Source organism: Mesobacillus selenatarsenatis SF-1, from assembly GCF_000813125.1.
Lineage (GTDB): Bacteria > Bacillota > Bacilli > Bacillales > Cytobacillaceae > Mesobacillus > Mesobacillus selenatarsenatis.
Genome location: NZ_BASE01000113.1, coordinates 1 through 24,143, shown reverse-complemented (window position 1 = coordinate 24,143; position 24,143 = coordinate 1). Strand labels below are relative to the sequence as shown.

Here is a 24,143-nt window from a genome sequence, read left to right as displayed (position 1 = left end):
GTGTCAGTTTGCCCCGTAATAATAATATTGTTCTTTTCCGTCCATCTTTTTATTGTTCAGGACAACTCCCAGCAGCTTACCCTTTGCGGAAGTGAGCATTTCTTTCGCTCTTAGCGCCTGATCTTGTTCAGTTACTCCAGAGCTAACAACAAGAATCGTCCCATCACACTGATTCGCAAGGATTTGTGCATCTGTTACTGCCAATACTGGCGGAGTATCGAATAAAATCACCGAAAAATTCTTCGATGCATCCTCAATGAACTGTTTCATTGCTCTAGAAGACAATAACTCAGATGGGTTCGGCGGGATCGGACCACTTGAAAGCACCATCAAATTGGCAACATCCGTTAGTTTCACCGCATCCAGCAAAGGAGTCTGATTTGTTAATACACTTGTTAAGCCTACAGAATTTGTCTGGTTAAAGGTATAATGCACTGTCGGCTTCCTCATATCGGCATCGACAATAAGGACCTGCTTGCCTTGCTGTGCAAAGGTAACGGCAAGGTTTGCCGCGGTAGTCGATTTCCCTTCCCCTGGCCCTGTCGATGTCACCATTAATGTAGTGATCTCTTTATCAATAGAAGAAAAATGGATATTCGTCCTGATCGTCCTGTACTGCTCAGAGATTGGGGACTTAGGATCCAGCTTCGTAACCAACTTCCTTTTATTATCCATTAGTTTTTTCTTCGTGCTTTTTTTATTTACCATGCGACTCACCTCTTACCCTGCTATTGCTTTCCTGGCGGCTGGCTCTTTCCTTCGTATCACTGATTGTAGCGACAACTCCGAGCACTGGCATGCCAAGGACCTTTTCGATATCTTGTTCTGTCTTGATTGTGTTATCGAGATATTCGATCAGGAACGCGATTCCTACACCAGCCATTAAACCGACAACCAATGCAATCGCGATGTTTAGAAGTGGTTTCGGTTTGATCGGTGATTGATTTTCAACTACTGCTGCTTTTGCAAGGATGTTGACATTGTCCACATTCATGAGAGTGACGATTTCTCTTTGAAATACTTCTGCCGTTTTATTTGCAATATCCGCAGCCATTTTAGCATCCTGGTCTTGAACAGTTATATTTACAACCTGGGAATTCTGCTCACTTTGTACGTTAATTTTCCCCATTAGTTCGTTTGCTGTCATATCTAAATCCAGCTCTTTGCTTACTAATTCTAAAATAGCTGAACTCTTGATGATGACGTTATACGTATTAATTAACTGCAAGTTCGTCTGTACCTCGCCGACGCTATACGCCGCCTGGTCATCCTTTGTCTTATTAACTAATATTTGTGTAGATGCCTGATATATAGGTGTCAGGAAAAAGAAACTGATGATCCCGCTGATTAAAACTGCAATCAATGTCACTACTAAAATCAAATTCAATCTTTTCCTCAATGTCTGCATTAATTCCTTTAAGCTGATAGTCTCTTCCATTTGCTCCTCCATTAATTCTGAATTAAACCTCAGTATTATATCATAAATTGTTGTTTTTTTTGGATTTTCTTGTCATAATTTTAATGATATTGTAATTTTACTAACCTTATACTTAATTTAACAGGATATGTAATTAGCGGAAAGAGTTTTTTGAGCATTGGAATTATTTTCAAGGTTTAAAGTTATACCAGTTGGTTAAATAAATATATTTGGAGGTTGTTATGAAACCATTTCTTACTACTTTACTGGCAATCATATGCGGAGGAGTCTTGCTGTGGGGGAATATTCACTGGAGCAACAAGACTGCTGTCAAGGTGGACGGAGCTAGTGTAACGAAGGCGGTTGAAAAACCTGCTGAGAAAAGCAAAGCAAAGAGCGAAGATACACAAGGACAGGAAGTCGGGCTCCTATCTCTAACTAAAAACTGGCCCGTAGAAGCTGTAGAAACCTTCAAGAAGGCTCAAGAAGAAGGACAAGAATATAAGGTGCTGATTGTCGGATCCAACGCATTAGGAGAGGAACCAAACGGCTGGGCTTACCAGACGAAGGATGGACTGACGGAAGCATTCGGTGATGAGAACTTGATTGTTGAAATATTGAAATATGAGACCACTTCCCTGAATTTTGTTCAGGAAAACCATCAGGAAGAACTGGTAGCGGCTGAAGCTGACTTAATTATTTTCGAACCATTCACTTTGAATGATAATACCAATGGTGTTGGTGCGGAAAATTCATTGATAAATGTCCAGCGGGTTTTAGATCATATTGGAGATGTAAGTGCCAATACAGTGGTAATCCTGACTCCTCCTAATCCTTTATATAATGCGAAGTATTACCCACTACAGGTAGATGCACTGAAGGAATATGCTGAGGAAAACGACATTCCATACCTGGACCACTGGACAGCATGGCCAGAGCTGGACTCACAAGAAATGAATGATTACTTGACCAATGGCTCGCCTAATGAAAAAGGACATGAACTTTGGGCTCAATATATGCTGGATTATTTGGTTGCTAAGAATTAACTAATATCGAGATCAATGCCCTTTCATTTGGAAGGGCATTTTTTATTTAAGTTTTCTGCGTACATGTCGATAAAAGGAATGTTATGGAAGAAAAATAAAAAATGGGGGTCTTATTTTGTCGAAAATCAAGTTTTCTGCTTTACTAGTATTTTTACTAACACTGACTGGATTTGTTGCCACTTCCTATCAAGCGTCTGCGGCAGCAAATTACGAGAGGGTTGCCGGTTCGAACCGGGTTGATACCTCTGTACAAATTTCGAATATGGGCTGGGAGCAGGCAGATGCAGTCATCCTGGCACGGGCTGATAATCCAGCGGATGCCTTATCATCAGCTTCCTTATCAGGTGCTTTAGATGCGCCTATCCTGCTTACCTACCCTAATAAAATCTCTCAATCTGTCATTGATGAGATTGACCGCTTAGGTGCTGCGAATGTTTATATTTTAGGTGGCACTGCTGCCATCAGCATTACAGTTGAAGCCACACTGGACAAGCTGGAACTTAATACGATTAGAGTGAACGGGAACAACCGTTTTGAGACCGCGGCTAATATCAATAAGAAAGCCGGAAGTTCATTGGGAACTAAAGCAATCGTCGTCAACGGCTTTGCAGTTGCTGATGCTTTATCCGCTTCAAGCAACTCAGCGATTAACCAGATTCCAATTTACCTTGCGAACAAAACGAGTCTGCCAGTCAATTTGCCAGCCAATATTAAAGAAGTCCTGATCTATGGCGGAGAAGGCGTAGTCGGAAAACAGGTTGCCCAGTACCTGCAGAACCAAGGGAAAAAGGTGACGAGGATCGCTGGCAGCAACCGATATATGACTAACCTTGCGGCGGCTGACCCTTCCCTGGGTAATCATGTCATTATCGTACGCGGAATCAGTACAAGCCCAACAAGTGAGGAATACCCTGATGCAGTCGCCGGAGCTGGGTTATCCCACAAAATCGACGCGAATATTATCTTAACCCATCCTGATACTCCAGTATCGGCTACATTAGATTATTTCAACAAGAACCGTTATTGGGGATATTTCATACTTGGCGGAGAGAAAGCTGTATCAACTAAAACCGCAATCGACTTGAGCTTTCACCCGGATTCAAAAGTATTGAAAACCTTCGGGCAAAATATCATTGCTTCTGCGATGGACCCGACAAGACCAGTTTTATATTCTTTAAGCGATGACGATAATAGTCTGCATTCCTATAATTATGTAACAGGGGAGCAGAAATCTATCAAATTCAACGACATGCCAGAACAGCTTTATGTTGCGAACAACAAGGTCTATGTTACGCTCGTTCATGGAGAGCATGATGATTATTGGTTCGATGATCAATCAGGCGGAATTGCCATCGTAAATGCAGAACAATTCAAGCTGGAGAAGGAATTCGAAATTGCGCTTGATCCATTTGATATAGTTGTCGACCAAGAAGGTTTCATTTATGTTTCCGGCGGGTCCGGCCAGTGGACGGAGCTAAAAAGCTACTCAGGAGTAACGGGCGAAGAACTATCAGGGGAAAGAATCTACCAGCAGGGCTATCTTGAATTAAGCCCTAACCAGAGCAAAATATATTCTATTGATACAGGTCTATCTCCTCGTGATATAAGCGAATATTATATTTCAGGAGGAATGATCACAGGGGAAAAAGATTCTCCATACCATGGTGATTATGATTTAGGCGATTTCCATACTATTACAAACATCAAAGTTTCTCCTGATGGAAAATATCTATTTAATAATATGGGCCATGTATTCAAAGGGAATTTAGACTATGCTGCCGAGCTGTTGTTCCCATACGATGATTTGGCCTTCGACCTTGACCGGAACAGATTTTTCACAGGCATCAGCAGCTTTATCTTCAAGCATGATTACTCTGACTTTATGTTTAACCGTTATTACCAGCTTAATGGGGAACTAGAAGCGATATATCAGAAAGACGGAAAGCTATATGTCCTTTCTTTACTTGAAGTCAGCAGCACAGGACTTCAAAAATATGCACTTGAACAGCTTGATCCTGCCAAAGGTGTGGAACTCAAACTCAACACACAATCAACAGAGTCTACAGAAAAGACGCTTCAAAGCTTGATGAGATAATACTAAAAAATGAGTGTGAGGATGACCTCGCACTCATTTTTTCATCAATCGCCTTAGAAAATATAGGATATGGAAATAAGTATGTACCGCTATTGCGAAAACAAGCCAGCCTTGATACCCAATAGTAAACATAGTTGATGAAACAATTACAGAGGATATAGTATATAGAACGAATTGTAGTATATAAGCATACTTATTTATTTTTGCTTCTTTGATAATCAAGTCAATCAATAACGTTGTAGGAATGCCGAGTATTAAATAGAAAGGAATCTGATAGACCGTTAGAATCAGAATTGTATCCTGATAGGGGTTATAATCATAATGCCCTGTCTCCTGGCTTGCACCAAATGTTAAATAGCCGTAGAAGGTGATCAGTGCAGCAGATGTGGGAGCAGCTAATATAATGGCCAGCAGTATTTTTTTCATTAACGTTCTTCCTTTCCGAATTTTGCCAGTTTCATATCTACTCCATTACTATATCATCATCAACTACCTGCTAATAGAGGGTTATTTTCTTTTTTTGTCCATGTTGGTGTGAAGAACAATCTAGGTCCGATGTAGGTCCTCTTATTTAATCAATACCGGCTCGTCCATTTATAAAAACAAGAAACGGCTTCAATTTTTCTATTCATGTATGATTAGCGGTATTTGATACAAAATGAAAAGTCCTTCCCGTGTAGAGAAGGACTTTTGTGTTATTTAATAAATCTGTTCAATTGCTTCTCTATATCCGGTGAAATCGCTCCGGTACCGCCAAGGATGTATATATTATCGATTTCACTGCTTTTGGCTGTCAGGAATGCACTCACCTTACTATGCATTTTATTCGCAGGTGTAAGGATGACCGGCGCATAGAACATGTTTGCCAGAGGTGCTCCCGAAAGCGCATCTGGGAATAGGTCTCCACGGGCGAATGTCAGGGTACTAGCATCCATGCCAAGATTATTTATCCCGTATTTGGCTACATTGACAGACACCTCATAGCGGTCACTTCCTCCAATGCGTTCGACCTCTGCACCCGAGCGTATGCGTTTCAATTTTGTGGCTACTGATTCATTTACTGCAGCAGGACCACCAATGATAATGAAGTTTTCTATGTTTGGATTATTTTTAATGAACGTTTCAATAGGTGCCGGCACGCCGTCCTTCTTTACCAACAGGATCGGCATTCCTGATGGACCTGCAATCGTAGAGGCTGAGAGGGCATCCGGGAATGCTTCGCCGCTGGCAATGATGGCTGTACCTTCACCCCATTGATCTGCCACTCTTTCTGCAATGCTAGCAGAAACAGCATAACGATCATTTCCTCCGATTCGATCTACCTCTATCCCAAGGTCTTCCAACTGTTCTTCCACATCAGGAGATACTGAAGCTGGTCCCCCAAGAATGATCGCCCGTTCAGGCTGAATATTTTCAAGTTCTGTCATCACTGAGTATGGAAGGGACTTAGGATTCGTCAACAGGATTGGTGCGTCCTCTGTAAATGCAAGTGGACCGCCTGAAACTGCATCGGGGTATAAGTCCCCCCTCGTAATAACTACTGTTCCGCTGCCATAGCCCCAGTACCTTAGAGTCCGGCTTACATTGCTTGACACATGGTATCGGTCATTCCCCTGGATTCTTGATACTCCCGGCAGAGTAACAGAATAAAATGAAATAACCTTATTTCCACCTAATTTCATCGCCTCGAAGGTTAAGAAGTTATATCCCTGTCCCAGGACTAAATGATCCCACTTAAATAAACCAGGTGCTTTTAAAGCGACTTCCTGCTCATAATTGAGGGTGACATTAAGCTTAACAGCATCTGAACTTCCAGAGACCGGATAATTAGGTGCTGAATCCTTAGGAAGCCTGGTATCTGCTGAGGCTGGATTGTTCACCGTCAATTTTGGCAATACAGAGTCCGGTGCATTTGAGAATTCACCCTTTACACGGTATTGATAACTTTCCTTTTCTTCAGAGTAGCCCATCACCACAAGATAATAAGCTCCCTCAGACAATTCGAATGTATCATAATCTATAGGTTCAATTATTTCCTCTGAGTTCATTTCGTAGATAAAGTAATCGGGACCAAAAGGGTCATCAGCATTTCCATGAAGTGCTTCTACAGTGAATTCACCGCCTCTTGTGGTAAAAAAGTACTCGTGAATCTGGTTATAGTCAATCTGCTGTTTATATTCAATCTCAGTCACGACAGTTTGCGAGGAAAGTGATTGGCTTTGTAATTGATAAGATTGTGAACTTTGCTGCTCCAACTGCTGAATCACAAAGTTTTTTCTCTCGTCCATTCGGTCTTTCAGGAGACTTTCATCGGCACTTACGAATGGAATCGATAACGAAGTGGACACCATTGCAACGACTGTGGCTGTAGATAACACTTTTAAAAACGCCTTCAATATTAACGCCCCTTTTTTTCAATTAAGTTAACAAGCTAATATTATTTGATTTTACAATATTTGTAATGGGTCAATACTACTATTATTAATCGAGTTACACTAAAACCCTAATAAACGATTGTTTTCCTTCGAATAATCTGGGGTATATAAAGATACCAATACTTCCAGGAGGTAAGCTGACATGAAAAAGCTTATTTACCGCGTTAAGTACCATTGGCATTCTTATCAACATGGCTATAATAAAGCCCTTATTAAAGATTGTATCTGTCCGGATCTACGCAAGAAACTTGCGAATAGAATGGAATTCCACGAGAAGATGGCGGCCGATCACCATCGCCAGATTCAAAGCTTACAGACTAGTTTTTCATAAGAAAGCTGAAGTGACTTGATCAACACAGAAAATGGCTGAAACTAAACACAGCTTCATTGTAGCAAGAAGAAAGGAGGCGGAAATCCGCCTCCTGAATTTTTATATAGTGATAATATTCTTTAGGTCGATCTTTAATTCTTCCAGAATCTTTTCAACAGTCATTTCTTTGTCATTCAAGCCTTTTTCATAGGCATTCTTTAACACTGCGACAAAATCAAGATTACTAGCCTCTTCCACTTTCACGTCTTTCAATGAATAAATCCTCCGCGTTCGCTAAAATATGACATCATTCTATTAAACTTCCAGCCATTTGTAAATATCTTTCCAGTAATATTTTGTTACATTTTAGTTAAATTTGTGTTTTTTTAACAAAAACTCTTTGATAAATTCGGCTGTTGATTTCCGTTCCAGGCGCTTCGCTTTCCGCGGGCAGTCGGGGAGCCTCCTCGGCGCTTTACGCGCCTCCGGGGTCTCCCCATGACTTGCTCATCCCGCAGGAGTCTTCGCGCCTTCCACTACAATCAACAGGGTGTAAAAACAACAATTGACGTTAACAGAGCAAAAAAAAAAAGACAATGAGCGATAAACTCATTGTCTCAAATTACTACCTTATTAGTTCAGCTAGTTCATACTGGATATTCATGACGTCGTTTCCACCGAGCAGTGTGTAATGGTTGTAATCCTGTTTGATCATCGTGTTATGAACCGCCCATGGAATGTTGTCTGCGTTTGATAGCAGCAGCGGGGCGTTATTCTTTGCTGCCAAAACCGCTCCTGTCAACGCATCCGCGAATCTCTCTCCATTGGCAATGTACGCTTTCTCTTTTCCAAGTGGAAGCCTGCTTACAATATCAGCATTCGTTGCGTAGCGGTCACTGCCGCCATAACGCGTTACATCAGGGAGACCACTGAGAATCTTTTGGTTGATTACATCTTCGCTTCCTACAACGATGGTGTGCTTATATTTCTTTAATTCGTTAAAGGTAGCAGCATTAAGTGTCGATTTATCAGTCAGGAAGATCGGGTAGTTATTTCTTGCCGCATAAGCAGCAATCGATAGAGCATCCGGGAAATTGCGTCCGTTAGCAAGTATTGCCGTATCACCCTTCACTGGAAGTTTCTCTGCGATTGTAATCGCTGTAGCGAAACGATGACTTCCCCCATAGCGTTCTACCTTCAGACCCATGTCCCTAAGCTGATCCCTTACCTTATCACTAATCGCGGACGTGCTTCCGAGGAGAATTGCTCTTTTCGCCCCTAAGTTAATGATTTCTCTCTCTGTCGCAAAAGGTAGTTTGTCCGTTTCTGTCAAAAGCATAGGGGCATCTAGCTGGTATGCCAGCGGAGTTCCTGCCAATGCATCCGGGAAATCAATCCCCGTTGCCAGGACAACTGTGTCGGCTCCCCTTTCCCAGCCCTCCTGTGAAATGGCAGCAGCTGTCTCATAACGGCCAGGACCTGATAGCCTGCTGGCAATGTGCTTGAGCTCATGGGAAGACGTGTATCCAACGGTACCGTCTTTCGCTTTTACCTTATACCATATAAATTGGTCATAATCATCGAACTTTGCAGGCTCTTTGGATTGATCGTATTTAAAATCTTCTAGTATCGTTACCGGTTCGCTTACACCTTTAGGAAGAGTCTTCACAGCTTTTGAATCCTGTGTTGGTTCTGTGCGAATATTGGCAGCTTTAGCCGAAAACACAACATCTTTAGGCTTGAAGAAGTACTTACTTTCGGTTAGAAGATGATCAGGCACTTCATAGTGGTCTTTTTCAAAAGACAATCGATAATTAGGCCAACCTGAATAAGTAAAATCTTCCGCCTTAAAGTCAAAAGGCAAAGGGTAAACTCCCATACCAGGGTGTTTCTCCTCAATGTAACTATAGACTATTTCTTGATAAGCCTCATCATTGGTTTCACCAGTGGCCTTAACAATAGGACTATTTTTTTGGACCTTTCCATTGTAAGCCAATACCGCAAAATACCAACTTTCTAGAATATGCCTGTCATTATTATTGATCGTTGGAAGCTGTTCGTTGTCGTTCAAAGCACTGAATTTTTCATTAAGGATTTGAACTCCAGCGTCTATATTAAATTTAATATCTGTTCTAAGTCTATTAATGTCAAAGCGGGGATCATTCGTTATTTGCATAATGCCAATCCCTGCACCATCATTTCCTATTTTAGGCTTCCCGTTTTCAAATTGTTCCCAATCACTTTCCTTCATGGCAATTGCTTTGACGATTTCCGGCGGCACATCATGTTTCAGCGCTGCATCCGTCAAATACTGGTCAATAACCTTTAATGGCGGGTTCTCATAATACTCGGCTCCTTCTGCTTGAATACCTTGAAACGGTACTACAATTAGCAAAATGGCCAGCATGATTGTTACTAATCTATTCATTCCCCTTCTCCTCTCAATCTATCATTCTTGTTAAATGGTAACATTCTTCCAATCATCTTTCTATACAAAATGCTCTTAAAATAGAAAATTGAGGAAAATCGAGAATTCACTTATTTCGTATATCCCTAAAACCCTTCTCATATTATTGGAATAAGCCATCCACATTAAAGGAGTCCCACCAATGCATAAGAAAAAGCAGCAACATCTTGTCCTTTTCATATTTCTAGCGGTCCTTATGGTCATTGGGTTTCTTGGAGCCCGCTTTTTGCTAAACTCGCCTACCAGTGAGGCAAAAGAAGTTGTTGACCAGTTCTATTCCTTCGAGCAGGATGCGAACTTTTCTGGCTCCTGGAAACTGTTCCACCCATATATGAAGGAGAAGTTCCATAAAGCCGCATACATCCAGGATCGATCACATGTATTTATTGGCCATTTTGGCGCAGAAACATTTTCATATGAAATCAGCGAAGCGGAAGAGCTGAAAGGATGGAAAGCAGCTAAGGGAGAAAAACCATTTGATACTGCTTTTAGGTTTGAAGTCAAACAAAGATATACAGGGAAATATGGAAGATTCAGCTTTTTGCAAGAGGTGTATGTTGTTGAATATAAAGAAGATTGGGTCATCATATGGGACTTTAATCACTGATATATAAGAAAATTCTTGATATCATTAAAATATATAATACTTTTTACCCTTAAAACCTCCATAAAAAGACAATTACTAACAATTTAATCCATAATATCAGCCTGAAAGCTCATTATCCGTCGTTTTTTATCGAGAACATTTTATTTATTTACGTTCTTTATTTAGGTACAATTTATGTATACTTTACACGGGAGGGTTTTGAGATGCCATTAGTACAAATGAAAGAAGTGTTCACCCCATTGAAGTTCATAGGAATCAAACTTTATAAGAGTAAAGACGGACATACATTTATCAAAGTAGGCAATAAACCCCGAAAGAAGATCTTTGGCTGATACCATTTCCGTACATATAGAAACAGAGTATCTATCCTGAATAATAGTAGTAATACAGCTTGTTGCCCACGGTAACTGGCTTTTTATTTTCTATATATATATTCATAAAAAAACGGGAGTATTCCCCCCGTTCTTTCTTACTTATCCTTAATCTCCAACAGCTTCAACCTCAACTCATTCTCCATTGAAGCCAGATCCTGTTCTGCCTGACGACGCTTCGTCCGGCCTTCTTCCTGAATCCTCAATGTTTCTTCCAATGTCGTGATCAGGTTTTCCTGCGTTTTCTTCAGCGTTTCGATATCGACAATGCCGCGCTCGTTTTCTTTCGCTGTTTCGATGGTATTTGTCTTAAGCATTTCAGCATTTTTCAGCAGTAGTTCATTGGTTGTCTTGGACACCTGCTTCTGTGCCTCCACCGCATGCCGTTGCCTAATCAGTGTCAGGGCAATGGCGACCTGGTTTTTCCAGAGCGGGATCGCTGTCACGATCGATGACTGGATTTTTTCTACAAGCGCCTGGTTCGTATTCTGGATCAGGCGAATTTGCGGCGCACTCTGGATCGTGATTTCCCTGCTTAATTTCAGGTCATAGAGACGCTTATCCAGCCGGTCAGCAAACTGAATCATATCATTGACTTCCTGGAACTTCATTTGATCCTGTGAAGTTTCTGCAGCCTTCTTAAGTTCAGGAATTGTTTTATCATGCAGTTCCTCAAGCTTCAGTTCTCCAGCAGCTATATAAATATTCAACGCATTGAAATATTCCTTGTTTGTTTCGTACAATTTCTCGAGCATGCCAATGTCCGACAGCAAGACGTTTTTGCTTCGGTCTAGCTTCACGCTGATCCGGTCAATTTGTGCCCCAGTCTTCTGATACTTGGAGAGGATCTCCTGAACAGAACCTGAAATCTTGCCAAACATCCGAGCAAAGAAAGATTGCTTTTCGGTACTGAGTTCATCGGGATTCATATCATTGAGATGCTTCATCAAGTCATTGATGATTTCCCCTACTTCGCCGATATCCTTCTTCTGGACATGGTCAAGCATCGCATGAGAAAAAGTCAGCAGTTTCCCTTGTGCCTGGGTACCATATTGAATCATCGCCTGATGATTCTTCGGGTCAATCTGCTCAGCCAATTGATAGGCTCGCTGACGATTTTCCTCAGGGATGACATCAATCAGCTTAACTGGTTTGCTGTCCTGTCGCTGCGGGCTGGGCTGCAGCTGCAGTTCAGGTGAATCTCCAAACGGGTTCGTTAAGATATCGTCCATGATATTTCCGGTATTTTTTAATAGGTCAGGATTTTTTTCCGTCATTATTTTAACCTCCTGGTTTCATCAGGAATTTCATTTCGTTTCTTGATCGAATGCTTTGCCACGTCTATTTCAAAATTCAAATGGTCAAGATCTTCTTCCAGCATATAATTCAAATCTTTCTCAACGATCTTCGTAAGATCCTTTAAAGTGTCCTGCGTATCCTGTAACGAGTACTCCAATTCCCGATTTTTGGCTGGCTGGGAGGATAGGAAGGCATACTTTTCACTTAGTTCCATGATCGAATCAAGATGAGAAAAATAAAACTGTTCCGCCTTGAAGAATCTTCTTGGTTCGCGATTGCTCAGCTTCTGGATGTTTTTCACAAGCCGCAAAAGCTCCATCCTGTGTTTCAGCGAACGGATATGCCGGACGGAAAAGAGCGACTTCTGGATTCTGTTGATCTTCACATTCGCTTCTTTAAGATTTCTCTTAATATATTTGTATTCCTTCATGGTCAGCCTGTTTTTTTCCAAAAAGCGTCTTTGCATGTATGAACCTAGTCCAAAAAACATCACTCCGCCGCCCATAAACCCATAAAGCGACGACATCCAGAATGTCTGGTCAAAACCTGCATAAGCCAGCAGCCAGATGAACGCCGAAAAGGGGATTGCCGCACCAGTTTGCATAAATCGTAAAAGGAATTTATTCATTAGTATCGACTCCTGTTTTGAATCTTCCTATCTATACGAATAGGAGACACAGAATGTTTCATTCGCTGTAAAAAAATGTTTTCTCCCTTATACAATACTTCAAAACAAGCTGTTTTTCTACAGACTCAGTTTGTACTGTGTTCTAGGTCTTGAGACGTAGATGAACTCAAACTGGAAATATTTAATATCGTTATATATCGACTTTTCGACAAAAGATGTGGACTAGCTTGCAGGAATACATGGTAATTTGTAGAAATTTTTGTTGTTTCATTTTTCAAAAAAGGCGGTATATAGGGATTAACAGAAAGCAATAGTAAAAAAAATACATTTTAAAGGAGTGTTTCAAATGAAAGTAAAAGCAGGAAGCTGGAGCATGTTGAGCCCGGAGGAAAAATTTTTATTGTTAACAGTTATAAGCAAACAAAATAAGAAAGGTCATAATAATGATTAATTTTGATGAATTTGTCTGATCCCTGTTAGAAGCTTTTGATTTAACCGGGATCAGACAAAAAACCTTACCCTCAACGGAGGATAAGGTTCCTTGATAAGATATTATGCTCTTCTGCGCTGGCGGAAGAGAATGAAGGTGCCACCCATTAATAGAAGCAGGCCAGCAATCAAGTAATTATAGATATTCGTTGCTGTCTTTGGCAGTTTATTGCCTTCTTCAACTGTAACCGGAGCTCCTTTTGTTTCTTCTGTCGCTTCGAAAACACCGAATGTACTGAAGTGTGTAGTCGTTGCTGTTACAATTCCTGTCTTAGCATCGTACACGCTATCTTTCAGAAGTTCCCATTTCTTGGTGGATTCGTTGTAGTAGTACATTTTAATATTTGCCGGATCAATTCCCTTTACAGCATCTTTGTCGACATTCAGGGCAATAGTGATCTTCTTGCCATTAAAGTCATGCAGTGTTTCAGTACCTGCAAGAATAGTAAAGTCGTACACAAATCCAATTGCACCTGGAGCGGACATTTGCTTCAAAGTAATAGAAATGTCCTTTCCTTTAGCCAATTCCACCATCATTTCAAGCATTGCTGGCGGAATAACTAACTCAGCATCTGTCTTATTGATCTTCATTCCACTATTATTTTCAATCAAATTCTCAAGTGCAGTTGAAGTTAATGTTACTTTAAGCACCTCAGTTGTAGATGAATCCTTTGGTTTGATTGCAACCACTTGACCTTTTTTGATATCTTCTAAATTAATTCCTTCAATAACTACAGTCATTGACTTCTTATCTTTAGAAGTCTTACCAACTGGTGTAATGACTCCATTAACTGGATTTACGACTGTTCCTGGCTTGGTTGGATTATCTCCTGGTTTCGTGCCGCCATCGCCTGGTTCAGTATCACCATCACCTGGGTCTGTGTCACCGTCTCCTGGATCTGTGTCACCATCACCCGGGTCTGTGTCACCGTCTCCTGGGTCCGTTCCACCAGGAAGTTCAATTACCTTTTGCAATTCTTTCGTATCACGTACCCTGATTCGTTCTCCCTGTGCAAATGAACCTGAAAGACCGACTGCTTCCAGCGTTTCACCAATCATGAGCAAAGGAACAGGTCCGCTTTGGTTCACAATGTAACCGTCAGTAAATACTAGTACATCACCAGAACCATCATTAATTACATAAGAGTTATCATCAAATTTGGAGACTACCTTACCTTTGACTTTAACAAGCAATCCCTGGTTAGCTTCTGATGTTGCTTCTCCAGTTGTCACTTGTTTTGGCTGGATAGGATCTCCCTCGCCAATCTTGATGACATCCTGATCGAATTTGACAAACTCGATTTCCTTGTTGTTATCGAATGTGATGATATGTCCATATATACGGACCTTATCACCCGGCTTGAGCGAGCCATCAGGGACTTCCTGGAATGCCATGATTCCGCCAGTTTCATCCTGGACGTAGAATGCGTCAAAGAATACTCCTGCACCTGTAGTGACTGTTCCTTCGATCACTGTGTGTGTATCTTCAGCAAGCTTTCTTGCATCGCCGATTTTCTTGATTGTAGTTTCACGATTCGCGAGCCAGTTGACCGCATTCAGCGTGAACTCATCATTACCTTTTGGTTCATAGGATTCATCCATTTGCTTATCGTTGAAAATATTCATACCAGATACAATGATACGTCCCTTTTCGCCGATTTCTTCTGATGCAATCATCGGAATTGCAGATCCGCCGGTTTCATCTGAAACAGCATCATAAGTGAATCCACCTTTGATATTGCCCTGATAGGTTGTTTCATTACCTTTTGCAAGGATCGTCACTTTTTCGCTGTCAGTCAAAGCTGTATCGTTCGCACCGGATAAGCTTGTTCCGCTGTAATAATCAATGAATGATACGCGGTCAGTAATATAATTTGGTACCGAACCTGGGAATAATCTGACTGCGAATGGGCTCTTTGCTGGATCGCTCCAGAAGTTTCCATCTTCACTTACATCAAATACTCCATCATTCCCCATGCGGATTTCTGCTCCAATTTCAGCGAGCAGGTCATTGTTAATAGCAGGATTTGTGCTGTAGTTGCTCTTCCCTGCCATCAATAAGCTTCCGCCTTCTTTGACAAATTTGGCAACAGCAGTATTTTCCTCTGGAGTCAAATCGGTCTTAGGATGTGTCAGCACCAATAGTTTCACATTGGATAATACTTCATCTGTGATCGTCTTCGTATTTTCCTCAACTGTATATCCTTCTTTTTGAAGAAGGACAGTGAATGCCTTAAGGTTGTCTTTATACGAACCACCATCACTGCTTGTGTTTTCATTACCGTGCTTCGCATCGATCAGCACTTTGATGCCTAATGGTTCTTTGACCTGTACTTGCAGCTCAAATTTCGTATCACCCAGATCAAGACCTTCCAGTGAAGTAACAACTGCGATCAACTTATGGTTGCCTTTGACAGGGCTGCTCCAAGTGAATTCCGCTGTTCCCACACCTTTTGACAAGATCGAAGAGAGTGTTTGTGTACCAATCTGGTTTGCTTCCTTCACTTCATCATAGTAAAGGTCAACCTTGATATTCTTGATCTCTTGAGTTCCGTTGTTGCTGATATTCGCTTTTAATGTAGCCGGGTTGCCCTCAACAATGACATCGCCTGCAACATCAATTCCGTTGACTTTGACATCAACAGCTTCTTCTTTAGACCAGATCGGAGCAGAATACATGCGCTCTCCATCAGCCTGAGTCACTCTTACAACAAACCATTGCTGGCCGCCAGTAACAGTGTAAGAAGGCTCCCATGTGAAATCTTTTTCCATCGGAGAAATTGAATCTACTACAGTGCCGCCATTTGAAATCAATTCAACTTTTTCGACTCTGTCGTCCGATTTATAGTCAGCGGATAAATAGCTATAATCAGCCATTGACTTGTCTTCCGCTACTGCGTCACTTCCTGAAATGTTGAATTTCAGAGATTTACTATCGACAGTTGAACCCATGTAGAATCCGTTTGCCTTTACATCCAATGTAAAGTTAGGGTCTTCTACCATGTACACACGCATATTGCGCATAGAGTGCAGCAGTGATTCCTGTGACAAGCTGTCAGCAACGATCACTGTTCTTGCCCTTGTCTGACCCCATGTGCCTTCATGATTGTCCTCACCATATGTCGGTGCTACATGCCATCCTAGATCAAGGACCGAGAAGAATTTTTTCTCTGCATTCGCGTAGCCATAGTGTCCGGAACCATTTCCAACCTCAAGCATCGTGAAGAGCCTGTCAGCGTCTTTGTCGTATGGCTTAAAGTTGTTGAATGCGTTTTTAGACATATCAGGGTGGTTGAACTGCCCGACAATATCGTCATATGTCATGACCCATGCATAATAATTATTCAGGTCCTGATACATCTTGCCATTAACATTACGGTCAATGAAGTTTTCTGTTCCAAAAACATTCGAGTGGCCCCATGTAGTTGACGTCATTTCGAACGCTGGGAATACAACGTATTCGCCATTCTTCGTATATTGATCAGATAGATCCTTCGTTAACTGCCAGTCTGAACCGCCAGTCCGCTCCGCCAGTCCTTCGCGCTCAACTGTATCCATTTGTCCAGGATCGATATCATGTGAGTGGTCGGAGAAAGCGAACCAGTCATATCCATACCTCTGGCCAGCCTTCAATGCATCCAGAGGTTCCCCTGTAGCATCATGAGAAATCTTTGTATGGTTATGTGTTGTGCCACGGAAGTGCTCGCCGCCAGTAAAACGAGTGACGACTTCAAATGTCCATTCAAATTCGCTTGCATTGCTTAAGCTATCTTCAGCAACTACTTTTACAGTGTGTTTTCCAAGGGACAGTCCCTCTGCAGTTGTGAACTTCACCTGGCTTTTGCTGATGGATGCAGATTCTACCGCTGTTCCATCCAGCCAAACCTTCACTGTTGTTTCATCAACTTCGCTTGGATCCTCCATCAGTACGGAAATTTCCGGTTTTGGACTCTCTACTTTCGAGCCGCCAACTGGTGTTTCACCATAGAGGCGAGGACCTTCTTTGTCCTCTGTCAAAGTAACCTGATGTGGTTGATCACTTGATCCTGATGTTTGCGTTTTGCTGCCTTCAACTGCTTCAATATAATACTCAAAGCCATCCTGAGGAACTTTCGCTGCTTCTAGCACAGCCGTATAACGCCCATCGCTGCCTTCTGCCATCGGCAAAGCAGTATAATCCACCGTACTGTTTGCACGATAGAAAACAGTGACTTTTTCTGCTCCGCTTGCCTTTGCGACAAATTCAACATCAGTATTTTTATAAACCTGAGTTAAAGGTGCGTGGTCAATGCTTAATTGTGCCGTTATATCCTTCACGTTTCGCGGAAATACCTGATACCCGCTTACATGTGTAGCATTTGATGTGTATTGTCCGACAATCCCGGTGACAGTGTAGCTCTTTTCAGCCGTGAATACTTCATCACCCTTGATTCCAGTAGCTTCCATGATCCTGACTGTCGTTGCTTTGTTATTTTGATCGACTAAAGTTACATTCCAGTTGGATCCTTGAGAAGCTACAGCTGAAACCTTCCCGGTAACTTTTACAAGGCTGCCTTCAAGAGGCTCAACGGTAGTGAATGTATTCAAATCCAGGATTGTAACATCCTTAGGTTGAGGCAGTTCATTGCCTTCACTTACTTTAGTGATAGCTGTTGCATCCAGTTCAGACAAACCTTTGTACTGAATAAGTTTACCTGTTACTTTCAGCTTATCGCCGCTTTTGATTGTCAATCCAGTATCAAGATAACCGAATATATTGATCCCGGCTGTCTCGTCCTGAATATAGAAATTGTTTTTCTGGGTTCCCATTACACCATTATCAACGGTGACAATCCCTTCAACCGTGAAAAATTGATTTAGGTTTTTGAGGATTCCCTTATCATCCGTTTGTTTCACTTCGCTTAAAGGTGTAGTTGTAGAAGTATCTGCCTTCGTGACCGATACTGGTACACTTTCGAGCATGATGCCGTTGTCCGTTGTTGTTTGCTGCGTTACATAAACTGTATCTGGAGCATCAGCAAAAGAAATCGCTGCGAAACCGCCCGTGCCTAGAACTTCTACTGCTTCGCTATTCAATCTTTCCTGTGAATCAGCTGATGAATTTGGATATACGTTAATGAGGGAGCGCGAAATTGCCGCTCCTGCATTTCCTATAAGCGTACCTTTGCCATCTCCATCAATGCTGTAGCTTAATTTATCTGCCACAACACTTTCACTTGCTGTCGCTACATCGACCTGGACCGCTTCACTTTCATCTTTGCCGTCCTGAGTGGCCGTGATGAATACAGCATCCACTGCACTTCCAACCGTGAAACTTACTTCAAAAGAACCATCAGCAGCTGCTGATGCAGATGCAAGCTCGTTTACTTTGGAGCTAGTTTCATAGACTTTAATCATTGAGTTTGCAAATGATGCTTCTGCAAGAGCGCTGATTGTCGCTGAGGAATCTTTAAGTGTAAATAGAACCTTGCTGCCAACAGGCTGCAAGCTAATATTAGACTCCATCGGCTTTTCAGCAGGGCTTTCACTGTTTTTTGGAACAGGAGTCGCTGCTACGAAGTCCAGAGCATTATCATCTGAATCCCACGCATTACCTAAACCTGCTGCTGGATCAACGTTTGCATAAGGACGACGTTGAGCACTGGTTGAATTAGATAAAGTAGGAGTAGGGCCTGAACCTTCATATCCCTCAGTACCGGATCCAAAACCAACAAAATCCACTAGATCTTCAGGATTCTTTCCGGTTAACTCATCGGTATGTTTTACTAGTGCTACCTTTCCAGTCTTTGCTCCCATATCAAAATTCGGATCATTGATATCATATTGTGGCAAAGGCTTGTCTGTAACAGTTTTACCTGCCTTACCTTCGATTAAAAAATAACTGTAAGGTTTAATTACCCCTGCCAGATTAATCTTTTGCCAGCTTGTCCCCGTACTGCTGGCCTTCTGAATCGACCAGCCGTCCAATGAGATTTCTTGAGCTGTTGGATTATATAATTCTATGAAATCATTTGAAAATGTCGCTCCGCTATTGCCACCTCCGCCATAAACCTGGCTGATGACAACATTACCAGCTATGGAGGCGCTTACACTTTTTGCCGCACTGCTTGGTAAAAACGTACTAATAAGCAATAAAGCAGCCATGAACACACTTGTCCATTTTCTGTAACTTCTCATTTTCCTGTTCATCAAATTACCTACCTTTCTCTCTTTTTCTATCTGATATGTAATCTTTTTAATGTGCACTCCTTCCCTAAAATACCGTAGTTAATTCAATTTTATAATTAATCTAGTTCTAAAGATATATAAAATTGTTTAAATTTAGTTAAAATTCGACATTTTGCCAACACTTATATACTAAATTAAGAAAATATGATTATACTAAATAGGAATATATAGCTATTTTTACATATCAGGAGGGCATCAAGTGAAAATGGATAGACAACGAAAGATCCAATCAAAAACAGTTTTTCGCCTCATCGCAATAATCAGTTTAATTCTTTTCACCTTCCCTGCGCTTACTTTTGCGCATCCTTACAGTGCAAGCTTCACAAATGTTGAATTTAATGAAGATGAGACAACCTTTCATTTTTCCATAGATACACTATCAATCATTGAACTTCAGGAAGATATCGACCAAAATAACGATAATATCCTTCAGATGAAAGAAATCAATAATGAGGAAGACCATCTCGTTGAATTTCTTACACATAGCGTGATTCTTGATAAAAATAACGAGCAGCAAGAACCTGAAGTGATCTCGATGGAAATTGAGGAAAAGGATAATAAAGAATTTCTTTCTCTTTCGTTAAAATATTCCGCTTTTCAGCCTGGGGATACCATTACCATCAATGACGGTCTCTTTTACAAAGACGCAGATACCAATTATGTGAACCTGCTATCCGCGACCATGTTCGGAGAGTCCAGTCAAGCTGCTCTTCAGGGAGAAAATAGGTCCTGGACCATCCTGCTCACAGAACCTCAGCAAGAACAGCAGGCAGGGGGAGATCCTTCATCCAGCAGCGGCCAGGCAGACGAGGCACCTGGAAATAAGACAGCGGGTTCTTCCTGGTTGTCGTTTTTCAAGCTTGGAATGTCGCATATTTTAACTGGTTATGATCATCTCTTGTTCCTGTTCGCCTTATTGCTGCGGAAGCAAACATTCAAGCAATATGCACTGATTGTGACTTCCTTTACCGTTGCACACAGCATCACGTTAAGTCTTGCTGTTTTGGGGATTATGGATTTGCCTTCAAAATTTGTGGAGTCTATGATTGCATTGAGCATCATCTATGTGGCAGTCGAGAATATTTTTAGAAAAGAAGTAAGCCATCGCTGGGGTTTGACCTTTGTCTTCGGACTGATCCACGGCCTTGGGTTCGCAAATATCCTTCAAGAGATGAATCTTTCAAAGGGGAACCTTGCATCTGCACTTGTAAGCTTCAATATTGGAATTGAAGTTGTCCAGATTATGATTGTGCTGCTGTTACTTCCTTTACTGACTTATCTTCATCGTCTTAAGGATTCGAGCAAATATATTAAATACGGATCGATTGTGATCATTCTATTTGGAGCCTTCTGGCTGTTTGAAAGACTATTTTAGTAGGAAGGAATGCAATGCCTCTGCCCTTTTGGGTGGAGGCTTTTTTCATCATAAAGATAACCTGGGATTATTTTTGACATCTGAAAGATTGCTAATAAAGTACTTTCGCCAGGAAATTTTTCCTCATTCTGTTACATTTCCTGTTTCTTCTTTGGGAATAATGTCGCAATTTGTAATATAAATGTAATTCCACCGTTATTTGTTTGTAACCCCTTTCGCTATATACTAGGTTTAACTTTTAATTAACGGGGGTAAAACTACTTGTTTAAGAGAATCCTAGCATCTATGTTGCTCTTCACTTTGGTAGCTACTGTCGCACCGTCTATCGATCAAGCCTCTGCCTCTGGAACGACCTATTATGTGAAAGTTAATTCTGGATCATTAAATATGCGCAATAAACCAGCTACTTCTGGAAAAATTGTAGCTAAACTTCCTAAGAACCAATTAGTAACTGTGTCTTCCCAATCAAAAGGTTGGGCAAAAGTTTCAACAAAAGGAAAAACAGGTTATGTAAGCTCTAAATATATTGCACCAAAAACTACTAAGAAAACTTCTGCACCAAAACCTGTTACCAAGACTGCTGATTATAAAGCCAAAGCAATCTCAGTTGCGAAAAGCAATTTGGGAGTCAAGTATAAATGGGGTGGAAATACCACAAGCGGATTTGACTGCTCAGGTTTGGTAACATACTCATTCGACAAAGCTGGAGTAAAACTACCTCGTACAGCATCAGAAATGTATAGCAAGGCAGGTACCAAAGTTACTTCCTTCCAACCTGGCGATCTATTATTCTATGCAACTAGCGGTGGCAAGAAAGTAACCCACGTCGCCATCTACATTGGAAATGGACAAATGATCCACTCTGCGACTTCAAAGGGTGTATCAATCGTAAGCATCAATAATTCATACTGGAAGCCAAAGTTCATTGGCGCTAAGAGAATATAAATTTTTATATAAGACAAATAGACCATCAAATTGAGAGGTAATTCAATTTGGTGGTCTATTTTTTGCAATTGATTTTCTTCAAACTGCTATATAGAAAATGATCTGGAAGTAAACTGTGAAAACCATGAGTGAACTTAACACTAATATGGCCATTTCATTGTTAATATAACTAAACACCAATTTTGTCAGTAAGCCAGCCTTCAATAAATTGCTTCAAGGAAGCTGCTACCCATGTCCGACTATCATCCTCGTGATTCCAGACGTATATATCATTCTTTTCAATATTTCCATTTTTTAATATTGCGTAGCAAAATAAATCTCCGTTACCAGCTTCCGAGAAAAAGAAAAGATTATCAAATGGCATATAAATATCTTTATAGTCATCAAAATTTCTAAAGAAAAGATTGTCTTTGACAATTTGAGAAGCAGACCAAATGAGCGGACAATTCCAATTGTCGAAAACACCATTTGTTTCATTCAATAACCCAGCTAATTCTTCAGGCAATTCAACATTCAAATCTTTTTGAATTTGATCAATTTCATACTTTGTTGCAGGTTCTTTAAAGTAGTGTTCGTTCGAAATAGAAGTAACAAATTCTCTCCACATATATTTGCTCCCTTAATTGCAATTTATTTGCCTAATTTTATTTTCGACTCCCTTAATGAAAATCCCTCTTCAACTGCTAGTACTGCTTCGTTTAATAAGGGAATTCAATAAAGGCGGTGAATCCTTCAAAGTAGGAATGATTTTAAATACAAAAATAAAAGGACCAATCGCTAGCATAGCAATTTGGTCCACATAACCAGTGAAATATTTATAGACAAAAAAGATTACTTTTCTTTTATAAATCTACTTTCTGGTCTGAACCTGTTACTTTTCGCTACTTTTTTGTTGTTCAAGCACCTGGCCGTTCGATCCATCCACCGAAATGCATCGCAATCAATGCTACTTCATCATCTGATACCCTTTTGCCAATGGCCTCTTCAAGGTAATGTATTATTTTTTTTGTTTCCTTGTACAGATCCGGGAAATTGCTGATGATGGAGTCAGCCAGTGGATTGTCGTATTCTAGTCCATAAATGATCCGATAATAGGCGGACTTCAGATGAAAATATAGACTGCGTTCAAGAACATCCCTGTCACGGAAAGCGAGGTGAAAATCCTCTTCAAAATCACTGACCATCTTTTTAATGATTTTTTTCAAGAGTGCAAGCTCGGCCTCTCCTGCACTGCTTGGACAATACTCCTCAGTCTTCGCCCCCATCAGGCATACGGTGATATAACAAAGTTCATCATCTGGAATGCTCAAGTCGAATTGTTTCTCAATTTGATTGCCGATAAATTTAGCTGCCGAATATTCTTCGGATGGCTTCAGGATAACTTTCTCCATCGGGTCCATGTGCATCGTCTTTCCCTGACGATATCTTTTTAGCAAGAACAGCAGGTGAACACTCAAGATTTCCATCATGTCATCGGGGTAATGGATATCAAGATATTTCTCAGATTCAATTAAAATACGGTAAACTCCAGCTGCTTCTGGTGAAGCAAATAATTCAGTCGTCCAAGTTCCTTCTGAGATTTGTTGTTCTAAGCTTAACCAGTGGCTTTCTTTTACAGGATGAATCCTGGCAAGGAAGTGGACAAGGCTGCGCCGTTTATCCTCCTCTGCTCCTACGATATGGTACCCATGCTCTTTTTCCAGCTGCAAATCCAGCCTATGGTGAAGAAGCCTCGCCTTCAATTCTTCTAAATCGCGTAAAATCGTACTCCTGCTTACGTTAAGCTTTTTCAGCAAATCCTCCAGAAAGACTGGCTTCTCCCTGGTTAATAACAAGACGCCTATCCATGCTCTTCGTTCTTTCGCTGAAAGCTGGTATTCAGGGTCCAGCGTAAGTTTACCAAGTTTGTTTTTTATTCGTGCCTTTTCAGCGGAATTCAAATAAAATCCTTTATTCCGTGCATGCTGAACAGACTGCAGATGATGTCTCTCCAGCCACTCATTAATTCCCTTTATATCACGGTAAACAGTGCTCCTGGTGATGCCCAGTTCTTTGGTGAGTGTTTCCATAGAAATATATAGATCCGTCTGAATCAACATGCTCAATATCTCTTTTTTACGTTTATTTATTGTCATGAAAGAGGCTCACCCTTTTTTAACTGACATACAAAAACGAAAAAACTCTACTTGATTTCATTATAAAGGGTAGTGCATTATTTTCATACCCCAGGGGTATTTTTGGTTCGATAAGAACAACAATTTTTTATGAATATTGACTATTGCAGGGCGGGATATGACGAATGCGAAGTGGTAGATGATGAATGGATTGGTTCGGACATAATTACTGGCTGTGGCGCAGGATTTGTCCGAAGTCGGGGGCAGTTCAGACAAAAATACTGGAGTTAGCGTTGGTTTTGTCTGAAGTTGAGGGC

18 protein-coding genes are annotated in these 24,143 nt (G+C 41.0%); 7 read left to right on the top strand and 11 right to left on the bottom strand.

Annotated features, from left to right (window positions below):
- Nucleotides 1-3: 3 nt before the first annotated feature.
- Nucleotides 4-708, bottom strand: coding sequence for a CpsD/CapB family tyrosine-protein kinase (locus TY49_RS20855; RefSeq protein ID WP_041967825.1), 705 nt, complete (start codon nucleotides 706-708; stop codon nucleotides 4-6).
- A complete protein-coding gene (locus TY49_RS20850) occupies nucleotides 698-1,438 on the bottom strand; it encodes a YveK family protein (protein WP_041967824.1) in 741 nt (246 codons plus the stop codon). The genes TY49_RS20855 and TY49_RS20850 overlap by 11 nt, the downstream gene beginning before the upstream one ends.
- A 221-nt stretch (nucleotides 1,439-1,659) precedes the next feature.
- Between TY49_RS20850 and TY49_RS20845 the strand changes: the two genes are divergently transcribed.
- Nucleotides 1,660-2,463, top strand: a complete 804-nt coding sequence (locus TY49_RS20845) for an SGNH/GDSL hydrolase family protein (protein ID WP_041967823.1) — start codon at nucleotides 1,660-1,662, stop codon at nucleotides 2,461-2,463.
- A gap of 115 nt (nucleotides 2,464-2,578) precedes the next feature.
- Complete coding sequence (locus tag TY49_RS24015) at nucleotides 2,579-4,558, top strand: cell wall-binding repeat-containing protein (RefSeq protein WP_052442256.1); 1,980 nt, start codon at nucleotides 2,579-2,581, stop codon at nucleotides 4,556-4,558.
- A 33-nt stretch (nucleotides 4,559-4,591) separates the two neighbouring features.
- Here the strand turns inward: TY49_RS24015 and TY49_RS20835 are convergent, their stop codons facing one another.
- Nucleotides 4,592-4,984, bottom strand: coding sequence for a hypothetical protein (locus tag TY49_RS20835; RefSeq protein WP_041967822.1), 393 nt, complete (start codon nucleotides 4,982-4,984; stop codon nucleotides 4,592-4,594).
- A gap of 269 nt (nucleotides 4,985-5,253) precedes the next feature.
- Nucleotides 5,254-6,954: a cell wall-binding repeat-containing protein gene (locus tag TY49_RS20830; protein WP_041967821.1), complete on the bottom strand. Its 1,701-nt coding sequence runs from the start codon at nucleotides 6,952-6,954 to the stop codon at nucleotides 5,254-5,256.
- A gap of 181 nt (nucleotides 6,955-7,135) precedes the next feature.
- Between TY49_RS20830 and TY49_RS20825 the strand changes: the two genes are divergently transcribed.
- Nucleotides 7,136-7,324: a hypothetical protein gene (locus TY49_RS20825; RefSeq protein WP_041967820.1), complete on the top strand. Its 189-nt coding sequence runs from the start codon at nucleotides 7,136-7,138 to the stop codon at nucleotides 7,322-7,324.
- Between the two features lie 99 nt (nucleotides 7,325-7,423).
- Here TY49_RS20825 and TY49_RS24825 read toward each other — a convergent pair whose 3' ends face one another.
- Nucleotides 7,424-7,567 (bottom strand): YwzD family small protein, encoded by a 144-nt coding sequence (locus TY49_RS24825; protein WP_500778260.1) that lies wholly within the window; start codon nucleotides 7,565-7,567, stop codon nucleotides 7,424-7,426.
- A 361-nt stretch (nucleotides 7,568-7,928) separates the two neighbouring features.
- Complete coding sequence (locus TY49_RS24010; RefSeq protein WP_052442255.1) at nucleotides 7,929-9,731, bottom strand: cell wall-binding repeat-containing protein; 1,803 nt, start codon at nucleotides 9,729-9,731, stop codon at nucleotides 7,929-7,931.
- A 181-nt stretch (nucleotides 9,732-9,912) separates the two neighbouring features.
- Here TY49_RS24010 and TY49_RS20815 point away from each other — a divergent pair, with 181 nt between their 5' ends.
- Together TY49_RS20815 and TY49_RS25490 are read left to right on the top strand one after the other, a co-directional pair.
- Nucleotides 9,913-10,377 carry a hypothetical protein gene (locus TY49_RS20815; protein ID WP_041967819.1) on the top strand — a complete coding sequence of 155 codons (465 nt, stop codon included), beginning with the start codon at nucleotides 9,913-9,915 and terminating at the stop codon, nucleotides 10,375-10,377.
- A gap of 203 nt (nucleotides 10,378-10,580) precedes the next feature.
- Nucleotides 10,581-10,709, top strand: coding sequence for a hypothetical protein (locus TY49_RS25490; protein WP_267892335.1), 129 nt, complete (start codon nucleotides 10,581-10,583; stop codon nucleotides 10,707-10,709).
- Between the two features lie 137 nt (nucleotides 10,710-10,846).
- Here the strand turns inward: TY49_RS25490 and TY49_RS20810 are convergent, their stop codons facing one another.
- The 3 genes from TY49_RS20810 to TY49_RS20800 form a co-directional block, all read right to left on the bottom strand.
- On the bottom strand, nucleotides 10,847-12,025 hold the full coding sequence (locus tag TY49_RS20810; protein WP_041967818.1) for a toxic anion resistance protein: 1,179 nt from the start codon (nucleotides 12,023-12,025) through the stop codon (nucleotides 10,847-10,849).
- Nucleotides 12,025-12,675 carry a 5-bromo-4-chloroindolyl phosphate hydrolysis family protein gene (locus TY49_RS20805; protein WP_041967817.1) on the bottom strand — a complete coding sequence of 217 codons (651 nt, stop codon included), beginning with the start codon at nucleotides 12,673-12,675 and terminating at the stop codon, nucleotides 12,025-12,027. Before TY49_RS20805 ends, TY49_RS20810 begins: the two co-directional genes overlap by 1 nt.
- Before the next feature lie 552 nt (nucleotides 12,676-13,227).
- The gene (locus TY49_RS20800) at nucleotides 13,228-19,353 is read right to left on the bottom strand and encodes a DUF4350 domain-containing protein (protein ID WP_052442254.1); all 6,126 of its coding nucleotides are present in this window, start codon (nucleotides 19,351-19,353) and stop codon (nucleotides 13,228-13,230) included.
- 244 nt (nucleotides 19,354-19,597) lie between these two features.
- On the opposite strand from TY49_RS20800, the gene TY49_RS20795 reads away from it, so the two are divergent.
- On the top strand, nucleotides 19,598-20,767 hold the full coding sequence (locus tag TY49_RS20795; RefSeq protein WP_041967886.1) for a HupE/UreJ family protein: 1,170 nt from the start codon (nucleotides 19,598-19,600) through the stop codon (nucleotides 20,765-20,767).
- A 261-nt stretch (nucleotides 20,768-21,028) separates the two neighbouring features.
- On the top strand, nucleotides 21,029-21,712 hold the full coding sequence (locus TY49_RS24005; protein ID WP_156972740.1) for a C40 family peptidase: 684 nt from the start codon (nucleotides 21,029-21,031) through the stop codon (nucleotides 21,710-21,712).
- Nucleotides 21,713-21,881: 169 nt separating this feature from the next.
- Here TY49_RS24005 and TY49_RS20785 read toward each other — a convergent pair whose 3' ends face one another.
- Together TY49_RS20785 and TY49_RS20780 are read right to left on the bottom strand one after the other, a co-directional pair.
- Nucleotides 21,882-22,319, bottom strand: a complete 438-nt coding sequence (locus tag TY49_RS20785) for an SMI1/KNR4 family protein (RefSeq protein WP_041967816.1) — start codon at nucleotides 22,317-22,319, stop codon at nucleotides 21,882-21,884.
- Nucleotides 22,320-22,608: 289 nt separating this feature from the next.
- Nucleotides 22,609-23,847 carry a BglG family transcription antiterminator gene (locus TY49_RS20780; RefSeq protein WP_084135564.1) on the bottom strand — a complete coding sequence of 413 codons (1,239 nt, stop codon included), beginning with the start codon at nucleotides 23,845-23,847 and terminating at the stop codon, nucleotides 22,609-22,611.
- Nucleotides 23,848-24,143: the final 296 nt, after the last annotated feature.